Source organism: Priestia sp. TRM10, from assembly GCF_057808375.1.
Window position 1 is genome coordinate 224034 of sequence record NZ_JBJZOT010000002.1, and the last position, 18705, is coordinate 242738.

The window sequence follows — 18705 nt, forward strand, 5'->3', positions numbered from 1 at the left end:
ATCTATCCCTATTCTTCTTATAGATGAAGTTCCAATAATACTTAAGCAGGACCTATAAACTTCTTATATCCTAGGCGGGACTTGTTATTTAAATATTTTAAGGAGGAGAAAGTGATGCAACCTCAAGTGTTAATTGTTGGAGCTGGTCCAACAGGATTAGCGTTAGCCCTTGGGCTTGAGAAGCAAGGAATTCCCTTTAGAATTATTGATAAAAATAAAGGACCTGGAGAAGCATCTAGAGCGATGACCGTTCATGCTAGAATATTAGAATTTTATCATCAATTTGGTTTTGTAGATGAAATAGTTCACTCAGGAATCCCTGTCCAACAAGTAGAAATTTATAAAGATAACAAACAAAGAGCGAAGATGAACTTGGGTTGCATTGGAAAAGGACTGAGTCCTTTTCCATACGTATTGAGCCTGCCACAAGATGAACATGAACGGATTCTAATAAATCAATTGAAAGCAAAAGGGATTTGTATAGAGTGGGATACAAAGCTAATCTCATTTCATCAGGAGGAAGACCGAGTTCATGTCATCACGACCAAGCAAGGGATCGAGAAAAAGCATCATTATGCTTATTTATGCGGGTGTGATGGAGCTCACAGTTCAGTTCGAAAGGGACTTGGCTTCGATTTTGCAGGTGGAACATACGAGCAAGTTTTTTACGTGGCGGATGTTCTAAGCGAAACACATATTGAGGGTTTACAGATGAAACTCTTCAAAGATGGCTTTGGTCTAATTTTTCCTATTCGGACAACAAATTCTCTACGCTTGATTAGTCTTGTTCCTCAAGCATTATTAGATAAAAAGTCAGAGATTAAATTTACTGAAATCGTTCCTTATATAGAAGCAAACTTAGGAGTGCATACGAATAAGGTGAACTGGTTCTCCACCTATAAAGTCCACCATCGAGTAAGTGAACACTTTCGAAAAGGACGTGTGTTTATTGCAGGAGATGCTGGACACGTTCATAGCCCAGCAGGAGGACAGGGAATGAATACCGGGATTGGGGATGCTATAAACCTTTCATGGAAGCTGGCTGCCGTCCTTAAAGAGAAAGCAAAAGAAGAACTTCTAGATTCTTATGAAGAGGAGAGAATGGATTTTGCTAAGAATTTAGTTGCCACAACAGATAGAATGTTTTCCGGAATTGTTGGAAAGGGTTTTTCTACGAAAATGATTCGTGAAGTATTGATTCCTTATATAGTTCCAAAAATGACAGGTATCTCTTCTATTAGAAAAGCACTATTTAAAGCCGTATCGCAAATCCGTATTCATTATCGTAATAGTATGCTCAGTACAGGAATGGCTGGTGCTATTCATGGGGGAGATCGTTTACCATGGGTACACGGGCAAGGCGGAGACAATTTTAAACCACTGCAAACCTTTGATTGGCAGTTCCATGTGTATGGAGAGGTAAAGGTTGACCTTCGTGAACTTGCTAAAACTGCTACTATTCCCCTTCATGAATTTCCATGGACAGCATCCATGAGGGAAGCTGGAATGAGTCCAGGATCAATGTTCCTCATTAGACCTGATGGCTATGTAGCATTGGCTGATTCTGAACAGGATATTGAAAAGATTAAAGCTTACCTTAATAAAATCGAAGGTAGTTCCGGATTAATTTAATAGTCCCTATTCAAATAAGATTCTTTTCCTCGAACATTTTATTAATAATTCTAACATATGTTTCTTTTAAAGACTTTTCTAAATTATGCTGCTTTAATTCTATTACTTTATTAGAGGGCTTTGCTCGCTGTCTTCATTTGTACGTTTTCTACCATTGAGAGAGACGATTACCAAAAGAAAGCAGGGATTATCTGCCCTTCCACTAAAAAAGGTTCTGATGTAAGGATAAAATAGTAGAAATAGACGATAATTTAGTCTTTACAACATAAAAAAACAGGAGTAATATATCTTTCATAAATTCATAAATCATCTTGATCGCTGAATCCGTATGGAACGGGGGAACCAAGTTTGTAACAGTCTTTTCTGTTACTTGGGGTGAATCCTTTATGTAAGTAAAGGTAGGGTTACTTCTTGACCCGAATCCGACAGCTAACTTCGTAAGCGTTAGGGAGAGGGTGTGAAACTTGTGATCAAAGAATAATACGACCACGGGGAAATCCTCTGTGGTCTTTTTGTCGTTAAATATATATTTCGGTGTTTTTTATACTAAACAACAAACACTAATGAAAACGGGGTAAGGAAGGATTATAATGAAGAAATTATTTGCTGTATTTGGTTTAGGGCGTTTTGGTTCAACTCTTGTTAAAGAGTTCTATGATCTGGGTATTGAAGTATTAGCTGTAGATACAGACGAGGCAAGAGTGAGTGAACATGTGAATTATGCCACACACGCCGTGTGTGTAAACTCAATTGATGAAACGGTTTTACGTAACCTGGGCGTTGGCAATGTCGATCATGCTTTCGTTTCTTTCGGGAATGATATGCAAACCAGTATATTAACTTCATTACTCTTAAAAGAAATAGGAGTACGTAAAGTGTGGGCAAAAGCGCAAAATGAATATCACTCAAAAGTACTTGAAAAAATTGGGGTAGATCGAGTAATCCATCCCGAACGAGATGTAGCCAAAAGAATTGCTCATCATATTACTTCCGATAAAATGATTGATTTTATTGAGTTATCCAAAGAATACAGCATTGCAGAGATTGTGGCAACAAACAAGCTGGATCACCATAGTTTGGAAGAACTTAACGTGCGAGCAGAATACGGATGTAACATCGTGGGAATTCAACGTCATGGAAGATTTGTGGTTGCTCCTGCTGCAGGGGAAATCATTTATAAAAATGATGTTTTAATTGTGATGGGACATAATCAAGACATCACACGCTTTGAAAAAGAAGGTGTGTAAGAGGAATGTAACATCCATTGAAATTCTTCCTAGTTCCTTGTATGGATGCTTGTGCTTTCCATTAGGGTAGGAGCAATATTGTTAAAGTTCTCCTTTGCCATGATGTAATCTTTCAGTTAAACCTTTACTCAAAACACGTTGAAAGGAATTTAATATGTTACTTTATAAGTCACGTAAAAGACATAAAATAAAGAAATTGGAACCTGCATCTATTTTATTTTCGGGATTTTTAGGCTTGATATTGCTAGGAACAGGATTATTAATGATACCTGCTGCTACAAGTGATCGACATCACTTGAGCTTTATCGATGCTCTTTTTGAAGCCACTTCTGCCGTATGTGTAACAGGATTAGCTGTTGTTGATACAGGAACTACCTTTACTCTATTCGGACAAATCATTCTACTTGTACTCATTCAAGTAGGTGGTTGGGGCTTCATGACCATTGGTATCCTTATGTTTATCATATTAGGTAAGAAAATCGGATTACAACAAAGGTTAATCCTTAAAGAATCTTTAAATGCATTTTCTTTGCAAGGCATTATTGCATTAGTTCGGCGTGTTGTGTTCATTACCTTAGCTGTAGAAGCTATTGGAGCCCTTATTCTAGCTATTCGTTGGGCACAAGAGATGAGTTGGGGAAAGGCTATTTATTATGGAATATTCCATTCTATATCTGCATTTAACAACGCAGGATTTGGCTTAGAACCTGATAATCTCAGTAAATGGGTGGGAGATCCAACCGTCAATATCGTTATTACGTCACTTTTCATAATAGGTGGAACAGGTTTTTTTGTCATCGCAGATATTTTAGAGAAACGAAATATAAGGAAATTTTCTCTTCATACTAAAATTGTATTAGCTTCGACCATTATCCTAAATATTGTGAGTACACTTGTTATTTTTGCTTTGGAATATCATAACGCTGACACGTTAGGTAAATTAAGCATGGGAGATAAATGGTGGGCAGCTTATTTTCAAGGAGTTGTTCCTCGTACAGCGGGTTTTAATACGTTAGATATAGGAGAGCTAACGTTAAGTTCAAAAGTCTATATGATGAGCCTTATGTTTGTGGGAGCAGCTCCTGGTTCAACAGGTGGTGGAATTAAGATTACGACCTTTGTCTTAATATTGTTGGCTTTGTGGTCAGTGTTAACAAACAAAGAGGATATTAACATTTTTCAACGCCGAATACCAAAATCCCTTATTTATAGAGCTTTTTCTATTGCTACTTCTGCAATGATTTTTGTCTTTGTCATTTTCTTTTTACTAACCATCACAGAAAAAGGAGTAGATATGTCCACACTCTTATTTGAAACCATTTCTGCTTCCGGAACGGTTGGACTAAGTGCTAATTTCACAGGCGACTTAAGCCCTGCAGGACGCATTCTTATTACGATTATGATGTTTATTGGGAGAGTAGGGCCTCTTACCATTGGTTTTGTGCTTGCTATTCGTTCGAATAGAGAGTCAAAAATTCGTTATGCAGAAGAAAAAATTCTTCTTGGCTAAAAAATAACTTTTATCTTTCGAACAAACTAAACAAGATGACATTAGAGAATCATCTTATACAGTCTAAAACAGGAAAAACCTTCTCATACAGTAGGATGGTTTTTTCTGTTTTTAGGATGTATATGTTATTCATTCCTAGTTTACGTAATGCATGTTCGAGGTAGTAAAAAGAGCGCAAAACCGTTCAATAACAATGAGTTTAGGCTTTATATATACTTTTACGGAATTGTTATATAACATCTACATAAACTAAAGGATAATAGTTAAATAATCAAATCAGTGTTTGATTATTAGGAGGTTCTTATGTTAAAAGATCGCTGTGATATTTATTGTTATAACAAAGAAAAAGTAAGTAGCATTAAACCGTCTCCAGCTGTATAAGATTAATAGTATGAATATTACTTGGCTTATATATAAAGTAATGATAATAAATAATTGAATGATAAAAAGTAATAAAGAAGTTTTGTTCTATTTTATAGGTCATATTTTCTTAGCTAATATAGCACAGATTTTCACTCTCTTCCTTTCATCACTTAGTTTCTTGGCCATAATATAATAAAAACACCAATTAAGCATACAAGCCCACCAATCCAATCATATGTATCTGGAATTTTCTTATCTACTAACCACCCCCAAAATAAACTCATAATAATAAAGACGCCTCCATAGGCTGCATAAACCCGACCAAAATCAGGGAAGGCTTGCCATGTAGCAATAATCCCATAGAGAACAAGAGCTATTCCACCGAATAACCCTAACCAACCAGATGCTCCTTCTCGTAACCATTTCCAAATAAGGTAGCCTCCACTGATCTCTGCTATTCCAGCTAATAAAAATATAAAGATTGCTTTAATCATCATAAATACTCCTTGCGTAAATTTTCTTCCTTTATATTGTATATCATATTGATTATTAGTTAATATAATAGTTTTTATGAGAAATGAAAAAAGCGTAAAACCATTAAAACTATAAAAGTGATTGCTGTGAAAGGTTAAATACTTATCTTATGAAGGGACTGGTTAGTTTTGAAAGACTTGACAGTCACTTCATGAAGTGTATTACCTCAAATTGAAAGTAGATATTCGTATTATTCACAAGGCACTTTGGGTATGAGTCGATATACGTAGTGAAAGGGCCTCACAAGGGCAAATAACTTTAATCTATTAGAAGTGTATGAAAGAAAAAGGCAGCATCCAATTAGATGCTGCCTTTTTCTTTAAGTAATTATAGGGATAATTATTATATATTTATTAAAATAATCTATTTTTTGATTTAAAATATTGTACTTTCATAACTCGAAATTACAACATATTCGAGAAAGTGAAAAAGCACAAACCTGTTGATTACCAACGAGTTTGTGCTTTTTCTTTTGCTTTTCCTATATTTATACTTTAGTCTAAATATTTTATGTGCCTACTTGTATATACCTATAAAAATTTTGTTATTTCTTTTTATTCAACTATAATGAAAGTCAGGTAGATGTTTTTAATATTTGCATTAAAACTGTCTTAAGAAGGATTCAAAAGAGGAGGAATCTAATGAATACAATTCAACCTAATATTCTTATATTTAGTCCTAATGAATCAGAGGTAAAAGCTTATACTGAATATATTTGTAATCAAGGGTTTACATCTGTCAAAGCAGCAACAAGTTTAGAACAAGCAGAAATATGTTTACCAGATACTGAAGTTATTTTAGGATGGAAATTTCCTACCCAATTATTGAATAAACAAATGGGCTCATCTGTCCGTTGGTTCCAATCAATGGGTGCTGGGATTAATGACCTTATTGCAGATAAATCAATACCTCAGAATATTAAAATAACTAGAATTGTCGACCAGTTTGGTACTTATATATCTGAATATGTATTTAAATTTCTCTTAGATATAGTTAAAAATGGTCCACGTATGAGAAAAGCACAACTAGAAAATCGATGGGATCCATTTATTTCTGATTCTCTAAAGGGGAAAACTATTGGAATAGCTGGGCTTGGATCAATTGGGACTGAAATTGTTCGTAAAGCCCGGGCATTTGATATGAATGTAAATGGATTAAGCTTTAGTGGCAAACAAGCTTCATTAGTAGACCTTCATTTTAATCCAAATCAATGGTACGATTTTGTAAAAGATCTCGATTATTTAGTGTTAACCCTTCCTTTAACAGACGACACGTATCATATTGTGAACTACGAACTTCTTCTAGCCTTGAAACCAAATTCTTGTGTTATTAACGTTGGACGTGGCTCCTTAATCGATGAAGATAGTTTAATATCTGTCTTACAATCCGGACATCTCCAGGCAGCTGTTTTGGATGTATTTGAGGTAGAACCGTTACCAAAAAATCATGAATTCTGGTCTATGCCTAATGTGTATATCACTTCACATTTATCGGGACCAAGTACTGTACAGGATGTAAGTAACTTTTTTTTGAAGAATATTAAACGGTATATAAATGGACAACCTTTGGACGGATTCGTTGATAGAAAGCGTGGTTACTAGAATAGGAAAAGACAAGGGTAATAATCAGTATAAACGTGATGTAACTGTATCGTACTATTGATTAAGAGGGGCATACGGGTAATTTTTATTTAAGTAAACATTGATTTAATCTTATATATTTTATCTAATCATTTACTTTCACCAATGTTCCTGCTTTTAGTACGCTTAAGAATTTTGAGAACTTATATTTTTAGTTAACATAACACAGATTATCTTTACAAACAAAAAAGATATCCCCATGATATTATCCCCTAGAGTTTAGGGGGATAATATCACTCATAAGAGGAGTCATCATATAGTTTGGTTCAATCATTTTCTCTGTCAATTCCTCGTCATTCCATAATAATTCATTGATGGGTACCCTAAAGAGATTACTTATTTGAATAATAATTTTGATACCAGGATAACTCTGTATATATTCCTATTTGGAAATAGATTGTCGACTTACAAAGAGTTTTTCGGCTAATTTTTCTTGAGACTACTCTTTATTTATTCTCTCTTTTTTGACCTCTGACCAAAATCATCTTAAATAATCACCTTTCCGTAAGATATAATCCATTATTGTTAATCCTCATGTTAAAAGTGAAGATAATGGTAGTTGACATCCCTTGCAATCCCTGATTGCCATCTGTAAATTTCAATTTTCTAACTATTGTATAAATGAAATTTGTTAGTCCTCTTAAATATCTATTTCCCTATACAATTTGGTTTCGTAACATCATTTCCTATAAATCTTAGTAGTGTGAATATGCTATAATCCAACATATAGAATTTAATAAAATATAGTAGGTGTGATATCGATGAATCATAATGAGTTTCAATCAGATTCCCTTCAGGCAACAGCATATGAATATTTATATAATAAAATTGTAAACGGTGTTATTCCTCCTGGAGAAAGGGTCGTGGAACAGAAAATTGTAGAAGAAACGGGGATAAGTAGAAGTCCAATTCGAGAAGCGATTCGGCAACTTGCTAGTGAGGGTTTATTAACAGTCCTTCCTCGTGGTGGGGTAAGGGTATATCGTGCAACTAGTGCAGATTTTAAATCCTTATTTGAATGTCGGTTGAGTTTAGAGCCAACAGCAGCTTATTATGCTGCACTCAGAATAACTGATTTGCAAATGTTTCAATTTGAACAATTAATGAATGAAATGAAACAAGTTGTAGAAAAGAAAGATATAGATCAATTAAAAATTTTGAGTGAAAGATTCCACAACATGATTATAGAATCCAGTGACAATCCATTTTTAGCTAAAATAATGAGACAATTATTTACTTTAATAACGTTTTACCGAAATGCAATCGTTAATATACCACAGCGAGTTGAAAGGGGATTGGAAGAACACGAGGAAATTTGGAATGCAATTAAAAATAGGGATGCAAAAGCCGCTGAAAAATTAATGAGAGATCACCTTACCTTAGATTATGAGTTTTATATTTCTCAAGATCACCAGTAGTTTGTAAATGACTAGTCAAGAGGCTAATGAAATTAAAAACTTTAAATAGTTATGATGGGAATAAAGGTTTGATTTATATTTATAATATAACTAAATACTTTAGATGTACAAAAAGTAGGTTAGCATTAATACTTTACCTACTTTTTGTACCTAAAAGATTTATAAATAAAGATACCAAAAAACCTTTTGTGATTTTCAGATAATTTTAAGTTTTATAAAGGAATTTCGTTGACAAGAACTGGATTAGGAGATAGAATATGCCCATACTGTATACAATGTATACAGTGTGGGCTTTATTTTAAAGAAAGGAGATTGCTCATGCCAAACTAATATTCAAAGAAGTAGATTTATCAGAAGTATACGGATTTACTAGATTTCAAGGAAATGAATATTATCTAAAAACGTTTGATCCTTTAGATGTTATGAACGCCAGTCTCAATGCCTTATAATGTAAGCGCTTTAAAAAAGTTGGTATTTGTGCCTAAGAAAATTTTATGGTCAAACAAATTGGAAGAAGGTATTAGAAATAAAAAATGCTAAAATACCAACAAAATATAATCTGAAAGGGGTATTTTCTATGTTGAGTATTCTTGGTTTTGTAATGGTACTAACATTCCTTTATTTGATCTTAACAAAGCGTGTTTCACCTTTTATTGGCTTAATAATAATACCACTTATATTTGGGATAATTGGTGGGTTCAGTTCACAATTAGGTACCTTAATTATGGAAGGAATTACAAACACAGCTCCAACAGCCCTTCTAATTCTATTTGCTATTTTATATTTTGCAATTATGATAGATACGGGCTTGTTTGATCCACTTAAATCAGGGATTGTAAAATTGGCTAAGGGAGACCCTTTAAAAGTAATTGTAGGGTCTGCAATATTAGCAGGAATCGTTGGTTTTGATGGAGATGGATCATCTACGATTATGATTTGCCTGAGTGCATTTCTTCCAATTTATTTGAAATTAGGGATTAATCCGCTGATTTTAGCAGCTATAACTGCTATGCAAATTGGTATTACAACATTGGTTCCTTGGGGAGGGCCTGTTGGTAGGGTTGCAAGTGTGTTAAATATAGATCCCACCGCCTTGTTTATTTCTGTGTTACCAGGAATGCTAGTTGGGGGAATTTATGTGATTTTTGTAGCCTATATTATCGGCAAAAGAGAACGTGCAAGACTAGGAATACAAGATATCAATATAGATAAGGAAGTTCAAGCAGAGTTAAGTGCTTCAGTGGAGGGGATAAATTTAAAACGTCCAAAATTAATTTGGGCAAATTTGATTTTATCAATCATTATTATGATTGCATTAATTTTAGGATGGTTACCTCCAGTGGTTTTATTTATAGTGGGTACTGCCATTGCATTATTAATGAACTACCCTTTATTACAGGTTCAGGCAAAATGTATATCCTCTCATGCCCCCAATGCTTTAAATGTTACGAGTATTATCCTAGCTGCAGGGGTCTTTGCGGGAATATTAAAAGGTACAGGGATGTCTGAAGCAATGGCTCAAAGTTTAATTTCCATAATCCCTTCTGCATTTGGACCGGTCTTAGGACTAATAGTGGCTATGTTCGGTCCTGCAGTTATTTTTCTAATCGGACCTGATGCTTACTACTTTGGAATTATTCCTATTATAGCTGAAACAGCTGCATCTTATGGAATTAGTTCAATGGAGATTGCAATCGCTTCATTGTATGGATCTCCTTTTGGATTTATTGGACCACTTGTTGGAGCTATGTATTTATTGACTGAAACCGCACATGTAAACATAGTTAAAGTGCAAAAATATAGTGCTAAGTGGTTATTAGGGGTTTTGGCTATTTTTATTGTTGTGGGTATAATCTTAGGACATATTTCTATTTAGTAATCCATAATGAGAAGAACCCTGTTACTAATTTCTTGTTGAGTAAGGATATAATCTATTAGTACCCCTCTAAATTCGGCAAGAAACTTTCCTCTCAAAAATTATAAAATATGTGGAGACAATTAGTATTGACGATTTAGAATTAAAAGTTTAGAATATTCTTAACATTATTTTTGTATACACTGTATACAATGTATACAAAATGTGTGTAACGAGAACTATTTCTAACAATATGTAAGAATTTTAAAAGCGATTACAATGTGATCGTTGTAAATAACTGAATTTTTTAAAATTTTAGAAATCAGTTAATGTTCATTCTAGATACCAACTTATTAAAGGAGGATGAAAGATGAAAATTAATATTAATGAAGTTGTAACAAGAGATGGATTCCAAATGGAAAGTAAAATACCGTCAATTCCTTATAAATTAAAATTAATTAATCAGTTGATGGACGCAGGAATCAAGCATTTTGAACTAACGTCGTTTGTGCATCCAAAATATGTTCCACAAATGGCAGATGCCGATCAGCTGTTTGCTCAAATTGATCGAAGGAGTGATGTTACGTTTAGTGCCCTCGTTTTAAATCAAAGAGGGGTTGAACGTGCACTAGATGCACGAGCAGATGAATTGAATGTAGTTTTTTCATTGAGCGAAACACATAATCTTAAAAATGCAAAAGCGACAGTATCAGAAAGCATGGACTTTGTAAAAAGGGTCATTCAGTTGGCTCCTATTCCAGTTAATGTTTGTATAAGTACTGCATTTGGATGCCCTTATGAAGGAATATATGAAAAAGAACGTCTAATGGATGTATACGAGTCACTAGTCGAATACAACCCGTCTTCCATTTCATTAGGAGATACAACTGGGATGGCAAACCCTAGACAAGTAGAGGAAACATGTTCTGCAATAAAATCTAGGTGGCCAAATCTTAATGTTGGACTACATTTACACAATACGAGAGGAATGGGTCTTGCTAATGTATTAGCAGGTATTAGAGGAGGAATTACTAATTTTGATTCTGCATTAGGTGGAATTGGAGGATGTCCATTCGCAAAAGGTGCGACTGGGAATATTTGTACAGAAGATGTTGTGCATATGTTAGAACAAATGGGTTATGAAACAGGAATTAAAGTTGATAATTTAATTCAAATTTCAAAAGGGTTAGAACAGGAATTAGAAAAATCATTACCTGGTCAAATTATGAAAGCTGGCCAAAGTACATTCACGTATACTGCTTAAATGTTGTAGATAACAAGGGGGTAGAGAACATGGGAAATATTCATTCAGGAGAAGCGTTAAAAGGAATAAGAGTTGTTGAGTTTGGTAATTTTATTGCAGGGCCATATCTTACAAGGTTTTTAGGTGATTTTGGTGCTGAGGTGATAAAAATAGAAGTTCCAGGACAAGGTGATCCTATTCGTAAGTGGGGAAGCAAACAAGAGGGTGATAAGTCAGTTTGGTGGGCAACACAATCTAGAAATAAAAAATGTATCACATTAAATTTAAAAACAAAAGAAGGACAAGAGCTTGCTAGGAAATTATGTAGTTCAGCTGATATTGTTGTTGAAAATCTTCGACCAGGTTCTCTAGAGAAAATGAATTTAGGCTATGAGTCTTTAAAAAAGTTAAATAAAAAGTTAATCATGGTTAGAATTTCTGGTTTCGGACAAACAGGTCCTTATAAAGATCGAGCAGGATTTGGAAGTGTTGGAGAAGCAATGGGAGGATTACGTTATGTTACAGGTTTCCCTGGAAAAGTACCTCCAAGAATTGGAGTAAGTATTGGTGATACATTAACTGCTCTTTTTGGTGCATTAGGAGCAATTATGGCATTATTCAATCAAGTAAAAAATAATGACAGTGAAGGACAAGAAATTGATGTTGCTCTTTACGAATCAGTTTTTGCTGTCATGGAAAATGGAATTGGAGAGTATTACAAATATGGAATTATAAAAGAGCGTACCGGCTCTAATCTTCCTGGAGTCGCACCATCCAATTTATATGAAACTAGTGATGGAAAATGGGTAATTGTTGCTGCAAATTCAGACCATTTATTTAAGCGACTAGCTGTTGCAATTGAAAAGGAAGAATGGCTAGAAGATCCTAGGTTTAACACTCATGAATCAAGAGGACAAAATCAAAATGAAATAGAAAGTTTAGTGGGTGAGTGGGTAAAAATAAATCCTTCAGAAAAGGTGTTGGCATTAATGAATGAATATGGAATACCAGCAGGGCCTGTTTATAATATGGAGGATATTTCTAATGATGAACATTTCCATGAAAGAAATATGATTCAGGAAATTGAAGATAAAGACATGGGACCAGTTCATATGCCTGGGATCGTTCCTAAGATGAGTAAAACACCAGGCAATATAAAATGGAGTGGCCCTTCTTTAGGAGAAAACAATCAAGAAGTCTATCAAAATATTCTTGGATTGTCTATTGAAGATTATGAGGATTTGCAGTCAAAAGGGGTAATTTAAAAACGATTAACAATTCTGTTCTTTACTAAGGAAGTTATAAAGATGAACAGTAAAATGAGTAGATTAAGAGGGTGAAAAAGTTGATGGATATACAAGAGTTTTCAATTAAGCAAATCATTAAGAGTGATGGGCATTTAATAGACCAATCTTATCAAAATGTGGTTACAAAAGAATTAGTAGAAACTTTCTATCAACATTTGATAAAGATGAGAACATTTGACCGGAAGGCAAAAAACCTTCAGCGACAGGGCCGGTTAGGGACCTATCCACCGTTTGAAGGGCAGGAAGCCGCACAGGTTGGCAGTGCACTTGCACTTGATGAAGATGATTGGATGTTTCCAACCTATCGTGATCATGCGGCAAGTATCACATTTGGAAAATCCTATTCGATTTTATCTTCGTGGAACGGAAGAGTTGAAGGAAATGTTCCATCAGCAGGAAAAAATATATTACCTCCATCCGTTCCGATTGCGACACAACTTCCACTTGCTACTGGGGTAGCGATGGCAGAAAAGTATAAAGGCTCAAAACAAGTTGCGATCGCTTACTTTGGGGATGGTGCAACATCAGAAGGCGACTTTCATGAAGGGTTAAATTTTGCAAGTGTGTATAACGCACCCGTTGTTTTTTTCAATCAGAATAATCAATACGCCATTTCATTACCGATTTGGAAGCAAATGAATTCAAAAACGATTGCCCAAAAATCAATTGCCTATGATATTCCAGGTATCCGAATCGATGGAAATGATATTTTCGCTGTTTACTTTGAAACAAAAAAAGCGATAGAACGCGCTCGTAATGGTGAAGGGCCAACCTTAATTGAGGCTGTTACATGGCGCTATGGGGCACATACAACGGCTGATGATCCTAGTAAATATCGTAATCAGGAGGAAAGTGAAAAAAGAAGAGAATCAGATCCAATCACACGTCTTGAAGCTTTTATGAAGCTTTATGAATATTGGGACGAAGCATGGGCTGAACAAGTACAGATCGATGCGACAACTGAAATTGATGGAGCAGTAAAGGAATTAGAGTCTATGCCACCGGCAAAGGTTGAAGATATTTATGATTATATGTTTGAAACGCCAACTTGGACCATCTTGGAACAAAAGGAGCAATATCTAAAATTCTTAAGAGGTGATCAATAAAATGAAGACGATGATAAAGTCAAAAAATATAACGCTCATTCAAGCCATCACCGATGGCATGCGAACGATGTTAAAAGAACGAGATGATGTCATCGTCTTAGGTGAAGATGTTGGTAAGAACGGTGGCGTATTTCGTGCGACAGACGGACTTCAAGAGGAATTTGGCGAAAGGCGTGTATTTGATACTCCATTGAGTGAAGCTGGAATCATAGGTACATCAATTGGAATGGCAATGAATGGATTAAAACCAATTGCAGAAATACAATTCCTAGGGTTTATTTATCCTGCTTATGAACAAATTATGACCCATGCCACTCGAATGCGTTACCGTTCATTGGGGAGATTTACCGTTCCAATGGTCATCCGTGCCCCATACGGAGCTGGTGTGCGTGCTCCAGAAATTCATTCTGATAGTGTGGAAGCTTTATTTACTCACATGCCTGGCATTAAGGTGGTTTGCCCTTCAACACCTTATGATGCAAAAGGATTATTAATATCAAGCATTGAAGACCCAGATCCAGTATTATTCCTAGAATCACTAAGATCTTATCGCTCTGTTCGTGGAGAGGTTCCTGATGGAAAGTATACGATTGAAATCGGAAAAGGAAAATTAGTGAGAGAAGGGGAGGACGTCACAGTTATTGCCTGGGGGGCAATGATGTCAGTCGCAATAAAGGCAGCAGAAGAAGCAAGTAAAGATGAGATTAGTTGTGATGTTATTGATTTACGAACCTTGTATCCAATCGATAAAGAGATCATTGCTAAATCTGTCCAAAAAACGGGTCGCTGTGTGATTATTCATGAAGCTCATGCGACGGGTGGTCTAGGGAATGATATTGTATCCATCATCAACGATACATCGTTCCTATATATGAAGTCTCCAATTGAGCGCGTGACAGGGGCAGATGTTCATGTACCATTTTGGGCTTTAGAGGAGCATTATGTACCAACTCCGGCGCGTGTACAAGAAGCCATTCACCGCGTCATTAATTTCTAGGAGGTTGTAGGCTATGGTAGAAGTGAAATTACATGATATTGGTGAAGGTATGACGGAAGGGGATATTCTTACCTATTTTGTGAAAGAAGGTGACTATGTTAAGGAAGATCAACCTTTAGTAGAAGTACAAACAGAAAAAATGGTGGCCGAATTAACTTCCCCTGTTAAAGGAAAGGTTAAAAGGATTTTAATTGAACCTGAAAAAACAATATCAGTTGGAACAACTGTAATTACAATTGAGGAAGAGGGCGCAGCTGTATCAAGAGAATCAAAGCAGAGTGTTACGCAGCAGGAAGTCGCGCAAACTCAGTATGCATTGAAAACAGATGAAGCTCCTATTTCTGTTGCAACATCTTATGCCAAAGCAGCACCTTATACTAGAAAAATAGCTAGAGAGCACAATGTGAATTTAGAGTCCGTTCAAGGTTCAGGGCGAAGGGGAAGAATTACAGTTGAGGATGTTTATCGCTATATTGAAAATGAAAAAGGACTAGAATCTAAACTATCTCAACATCAATTATCACAGCCAACAGAACCAGTTATTGAGAAAAAAGAACCTCTTGAACCTGATGACTTTGAGGTTATTCCCTTCAAAGGACGACGGAAACAAATTGCGAAGAAAATGACCACGTCCCTTTATACCATTCCACATGTAGCCCATTTTGAAGAAGTAGATATGACAAATCTTTTAAACTATCGAAAGGAATTAAAGGAGCTGGATGTCTCAATTTCTGTCGCAGCATTTTTCATAAAGGCACTCTCCATTTCTTTGAAAAAATACCGAGTTTTTAATGCTAAGCTTGACGAAGACAAGGGTATTATTAAGCTTGAACAGGCAATACACATGGGATTGGCAACAGATACCGAAGAAGGTTTGATTGTTCCCGTACTAAGGAATGTTGAGAAAAAGTCACTACGTCACATTCATGATGAGATGAAACAATTGACGAAAAAAGCACAAGAAAATAAATTAGCATTACATGAAATGACAGGCAGTACGTTTACCATTAGTAACGTTGGTCCATTGGGTAGTATTGGTGCCACACCAATCATCAATTATCCAGAAACAGGGTTAATGGCTTTTCATAAAACTAAGAAAATGCCTGTTGTAAATGAACAAGATGAAATAGTAATTCGTTCAATGATGAATATTACTATGACATTTGATCACCGTGTAGCCGATGGTGGAACAGTTGTTGCATTTACAAATCATTTTAAGGCATTAATAGAAAATCCAAAACTACTTACACTAGAGTTAGTTTAGAAATTGTATGATTAAGTTGGGTAGTATCTTCTCATTTATTATTATGAATAAAGGGACGGATTGATCATGTTATATAAATTTAAAGATTATTATCCAAAAGTACATGCAAGCACATACCTAGCTCCAGGATCACAATTAATAGGAAATATTGAACTCATGGAAGACACTTCTATATGGTTTAATTCAGTTTTAAGAGGAGACAATGAAAAAATAATGATTGGTAAAGGATCAAATATTCAGGATGGGGCAATTGTGCACGTTGATCAAGGCTATCCTGTATATGTTGGTGAATATGTGACGGTTGGGCACAATGTGACATTACACGGATGTACCGTGAAAGATGGTGCGCTAATTGGCATGGATGCCACTATTTTAAATGGAGCAGTCATTGGAGAAGGAGCTTTAATTGCGGCTGGAGCGTTGGTACCAGACGGAAAAGAGATTGAACCAGGTATGTTAGTTGCAGGTGTACCGGCTAAGGAAATCCGGAAGCTATCACCTAAAGATATTCAACGTGCAATAGAAGGATCTTTACATTATGTAAAGAATGCAAATTTATTTAAAGAGAATAAATTATTAAAGAACAATTGATTAAGGAAAAATAAGGTTAAAAAAGGACTAATCATACTTGGTACAAGATTGAAATTGACTCCAAACATTTTTCGATTGAACTATAAATAATAGGTGAAACAGGAGACCGTGATGACTAAAATATACAATAAAACTGATCTTCTTGATGTAGTAAACGAAGACAAAGTTCCTCCGAATTGTGATTTAACACTACAGATTAAAGTAACGTTTGCTAAGGACGGAGTATCAAAAGGGGTTTGGACGGTTGATGAAAAATTTCTCAATGGGAATGGGGTAGCGATGGGAGGATTTATCGCTTCAGCAGCCGATATTATGATGGCGTACGCGATTACATCAAAGCTTAAAGATAATCAAACGTTTGCGTCGATTGATTTACATACCTCATACCACCGACCAGTATCCGTAGGAACAGTAGAGGTTGAAGCTAAAGTAGGAAGACTAGGAAAGAAAGTCGCCTATCTTGTAGCAGAGTTATTTCAAAATGAAAAAAAAGTGAGTGATGTTGTTTCTTCTGTAATGATTCTGGAAGAGAGATAGGGTCTAGAACGGTTCTAATGTAAAAATTAAGTCTACTTGAAAGATATATATAGATTCCTAGTAGAATTTGTTCTTATACAGCCATTCCACATAGTTGGTGAATAAACTTTACTTATTTTTGGACAGAATTGTCCTTTTTTAATAAAATACATTGCTTCTATTCCCAGTAGAATCGATTTGGCTGTATGAAAAGATTTCACCCCTGCCATCGAACTCTTTTTAATAAAACGATGATTCTCTTTCACAATGTTATTTAGATATTTTTCCTTATTTTTGGATGCCTATGGGCATCTTTTTCTCTTTCTTCAACCCTTCTTTCACTGTAGTAATATAGGAAAAGGGCTTCACTATTTATTTACAGATAGTCTCCTTTGGCTTAAGTACATTCGTTTATTTTTTACAGAAATGCTGGTTAACATAATGTTCATTATAGGTAATCATTTATCAAAAAAATAATATAGTTGACTTTATCAACTATTAACATTTACACTTTAAATATAGTTGCTAAAGTCAATTATATTTAAAGGAGGTTATTTTAATATGATAGAATCGAATTGTGAAAATGTATCTGGGTTTAGACAATTTAATCGTTTTTATACCAAAGTTCTTGGTTTGCTCAATCAAGAGATATATGATAGTCCTTTTTCATTAACAGAAACACGAATTTTATTTGAGATTAACAGTAAAAACAATTGTACGGCTAAATTGTTGCAAGAAGAATTAGCTTTAGATCGTGGTTATGTGAGTAGAATTTTAAAACGTTTTGACGAACAAAACATGATTTATAAAGAAAAATCGGAAGAAGATGGTCGTACTTATTTTATCCATCTAACTGAAAAGGCAAAAAATATTTACTATGATTTAGAAGATAAAGCTAATGAGCAGGTTAGATTCTTCCTGGAAAATTTAGATAGTAATAAACAGCAAACTCTGATTAAATCAATGCATACCATTGAAGAAATATTGTCACAACAAATTAACCAAAAAGAATGCGATGTTTACATAAAAGGAGATTATAACCCTGAAGATAAAAAAGAGCTTATTATTGAAAAACAAAGAGCTTTCTATACAGATAACTATGGATTTGATGAGACATTTCTAGACTATCTCCATGAAACTTTTGATACAGAAATAGAAAAAGTCTGGATTGCAGAAAATCATAGAGAATTTGCAGGCTCCATAGGATTAGTAAAGGAAAATGAAAAGACGGCTATGTTAAGGTGGTTTATCGTTGAAGACTATACACGCGGAAAAGGAGTAGGCACACAATTAATTCAGTCCCTACTTAATTATTGTAAAGAGCAACAATATGAACGTGTCATTTTATGGACGATAAGTAGTTTACCGATAGCAAGACGATTATATAAAAAATTCGGGTTTGAAATTGCTGAAATGAAAGAAGAACAATTATTGTGGGGACAAAAACTTATTGAAGAACGATGGGATTTAGAATTAAGATAA

General features: G+C 34.9%; 15 protein-coding genes, 1 pseudogene and 1 riboswitch. Of the genes and pseudogenes, 14 read left to right on the top strand and 2 right to left on the bottom strand.

The genetic code is table 11. The features are described 5' to 3' along the window. Positions 1 to 114: 114 nt before the first annotated feature. From ACK3CR_RS01160 to ACK3CR_RS01170, 3 genes are all read left to right on the top strand, one after another. Positions 115 to 1632: an FAD-dependent monooxygenase gene (locus ACK3CR_RS01160; protein WP_488974797.1), complete on the top strand. Its 1518-nt coding sequence runs from the start codon at positions 115 to 117 to the stop codon at positions 1630 to 1632. A 306-nt stretch (positions 1633 to 1938) separates the two neighbouring features. After that, positions 1939 to 2091: riboswitch (cyclic di-AMP (ydaO/yuaA leader) on the top strand. 131 nt (positions 2092 to 2222) lie between these two features. Next, positions 2223 to 2879, top strand: coding sequence for a potassium channel family protein (locus tag ACK3CR_RS01165; protein ID WP_243509730.1), 657 nt, complete (start codon positions 2223 to 2225; stop codon positions 2877 to 2879). A gap of 154 nt (positions 2880 to 3033) precedes the next feature. Continuing rightward, entirely contained in the window at positions 3034 to 4389 is a 1356-nt protein-coding gene (locus ACK3CR_RS01170; protein WP_243509729.1) for a TrkH family potassium uptake protein, read from the top strand. A 533-nt stretch (positions 4390 to 4922) separates the two neighbouring features. On the opposite strand, the gene ACK3CR_RS01175 is transcribed toward ACK3CR_RS01170, so the two are convergent. Beyond that, positions 4923 to 5246, bottom strand: coding sequence for a YnfA family protein (locus ACK3CR_RS01175; protein WP_488974798.1), 324 nt, complete (start codon positions 5244 to 5246; stop codon positions 4923 to 4925). Positions 5247 to 5927: 681 nt separating this feature from the next. On the opposite strand from ACK3CR_RS01175, the gene ACK3CR_RS01180 reads away from it, so the two are divergent. From ACK3CR_RS01180 to ACK3CR_RS01225, 10 genes are all read left to right on the top strand, one after another. Further along, positions 5928 to 6887 (top strand): D-2-hydroxyacid dehydrogenase, encoded by a 960-nt coding sequence (locus tag ACK3CR_RS01180; protein WP_243509727.1) that lies wholly within the window; start codon positions 5928 to 5930, stop codon positions 6885 to 6887. An 800-nt stretch (positions 6888 to 7687) separates the two neighbouring features. After that, the gene (locus ACK3CR_RS01185; RefSeq protein WP_488974592.1) at positions 7688 to 8344 is read left to right on the top strand and encodes a GntR family transcriptional regulator; all 657 of its coding nucleotides are present in this window, start codon (positions 7688 to 7690) and stop codon (positions 8342 to 8344) included. Between the two features lie 577 nt (positions 8345 to 8921). Beyond that, on the top strand, positions 8922 to 10220 hold the full coding sequence (locus ACK3CR_RS01190; protein WP_488974593.1) for a CitMHS family transporter: 1299 nt from the start codon (positions 8922 to 8924) through the stop codon (positions 10218 to 10220). Between the two features lie 349 nt (positions 10221 to 10569). Continuing rightward, entirely contained in the window at positions 10570 to 11463 is an 894-nt protein-coding gene (locus ACK3CR_RS01195) for a hydroxymethylglutaryl-CoA lyase (protein WP_243509723.1), read from the top strand. A gap of 29 nt (positions 11464 to 11492) precedes the next feature. Next, positions 11493 to 12707, top strand: a complete 1215-nt coding sequence (locus ACK3CR_RS01200; protein WP_243509721.1) for a CaiB/BaiF CoA transferase family protein — start codon at positions 11493 to 11495, stop codon at positions 12705 to 12707. 83 nt (positions 12708 to 12790) lie between these two features. Further along, positions 12791 to 13855 (top strand): pyruvate dehydrogenase (acetyl-transferring) E1 component subunit alpha, encoded by a 1065-nt coding sequence (gene pdhA / locus ACK3CR_RS01205; RefSeq protein ID WP_480380671.1) that lies wholly within the window; start codon positions 12791 to 12793, stop codon positions 13853 to 13855. A gap of 1 nt (position 13856) precedes the next feature. After that, the gene (locus ACK3CR_RS01210) at positions 13857 to 14852 is read left to right on the top strand and encodes an alpha-ketoacid dehydrogenase subunit beta (RefSeq protein ID WP_488974594.1); all 996 of its coding nucleotides are present in this window, start codon (positions 13857 to 13859) and stop codon (positions 14850 to 14852) included. Positions 14853 to 14865: 13 nt separating this feature from the next. Then, on the top strand, positions 14866 to 16116 hold the full coding sequence (locus tag ACK3CR_RS01215) for a dihydrolipoamide acetyltransferase family protein (RefSeq protein ID WP_480380669.1): 1251 nt from the start codon (positions 14866 to 14868) through the stop codon (positions 16114 to 16116). Between the two features lie 66 nt (positions 16117 to 16182). Further along, the gene (locus ACK3CR_RS01220) at positions 16183 to 16707 is read left to right on the top strand and encodes a gamma carbonic anhydrase family protein (RefSeq protein ID WP_488974595.1); all 525 of its coding nucleotides are present in this window, start codon (positions 16183 to 16185) and stop codon (positions 16705 to 16707) included. 111 nt (positions 16708 to 16818) lie between these two features. Continuing rightward, positions 16819 to 17244: a PaaI family thioesterase gene (locus ACK3CR_RS01225; RefSeq protein WP_480380668.1), complete on the top strand. Its 426-nt coding sequence runs from the start codon at positions 16819 to 16821 to the stop codon at positions 17242 to 17244. Between the two features lie 73 nt (positions 17245 to 17317). Here the strand turns inward: ACK3CR_RS01225 and ACK3CR_RS01230 are convergent. Next, positions 17318 to 17559: pseudogene (locus tag ACK3CR_RS01230) on the bottom strand (IS6 family transposase); the annotation flags it as partial. A 225-nt stretch (positions 17560 to 17784) separates the two neighbouring features. Between ACK3CR_RS01230 and ACK3CR_RS01235 the strand changes: the two are divergent. After that, complete coding sequence (locus tag ACK3CR_RS01235; protein WP_488974596.1) at positions 17785 to 18705, top strand: bifunctional helix-turn-helix transcriptional regulator/GNAT family N-acetyltransferase; 921 nt, start codon at positions 17785 to 17787, stop codon at positions 18703 to 18705.

Bases quoted from the DNA above. Each gene is read 5' to 3' on its own strand.
- ACK3CR_RS01160 (WP_488974797.1), top strand. From the start codon at position 115: ATGCAACCTCAAGTGTTAATTGTTGGAGCTGGTCCAACAGGATTAGCG.
- ACK3CR_RS01165 (WP_243509730.1), top strand. From the start codon at position 2,223: ATGAAGAAATTATTTGCTGTATTTGGTTTAGGGCGTTTTGGTTCAACT.
- ACK3CR_RS01170 (WP_243509729.1), top strand. From the start codon at position 3,034: ATGTTACTTTATAAGTCACGTAAAAGACATAAAATAAAGAAATTGGAA.
- ACK3CR_RS01175 (WP_488974798.1), bottom strand. From the start codon at position 5,246: ATGATTAAAGCAATCTTTATATTTTTATTAGCTGGAATAGCAGAGATC.
- ACK3CR_RS01180 (WP_243509727.1), top strand. From the start codon at position 5,928: ATGAATACAATTCAACCTAATATTCTTATATTTAGTCCTAATGAATCA.
- ACK3CR_RS01185 (WP_488974592.1), top strand. From the start codon at position 7,688: ATGAATCATAATGAGTTTCAATCAGATTCCCTTCAGGCAACAGCATAT.
- ACK3CR_RS01190 (WP_488974593.1), top strand. From the start codon at position 8,922: ATGTTGAGTATTCTTGGTTTTGTAATGGTACTAACATTCCTTTATTTG.
- ACK3CR_RS01195 (WP_243509723.1), top strand. From the start codon at position 10,570: ATGAAAATTAATATTAATGAAGTTGTAACAAGAGATGGATTCCAAATG.
- ACK3CR_RS01200 (WP_243509721.1), top strand. From the start codon at position 11,493: ATGGGAAATATTCATTCAGGAGAAGCGTTAAAAGGAATAAGAGTTGTT.
- pdhA (WP_480380671.1), top strand. From the start codon at position 12,791: ATGGATATACAAGAGTTTTCAATTAAGCAAATCATTAAGAGTGATGGG.
- ACK3CR_RS01210 (WP_488974594.1), top strand. From the start codon at position 13,857: ATGAAGACGATGATAAAGTCAAAAAATATAACGCTCATTCAAGCCATC.
- ACK3CR_RS01215 (WP_480380669.1), top strand. From the start codon at position 14,866: ATGGTAGAAGTGAAATTACATGATATTGGTGAAGGTATGACGGAAGGG.
- ACK3CR_RS01220 (WP_488974595.1), top strand. From the start codon at position 16,183: ATGTTATATAAATTTAAAGATTATTATCCAAAAGTACATGCAAGCACA.
- ACK3CR_RS01225 (WP_480380668.1), top strand. From the start codon at position 16,819: ATGACTAAAATATACAATAAAACTGATCTTCTTGATGTAGTAAACGAA.
- ACK3CR_RS01235 (WP_488974596.1), top strand. From the start codon at position 17,785: ATGATAGAATCGAATTGTGAAAATGTATCTGGGTTTAGACAATTTAAT.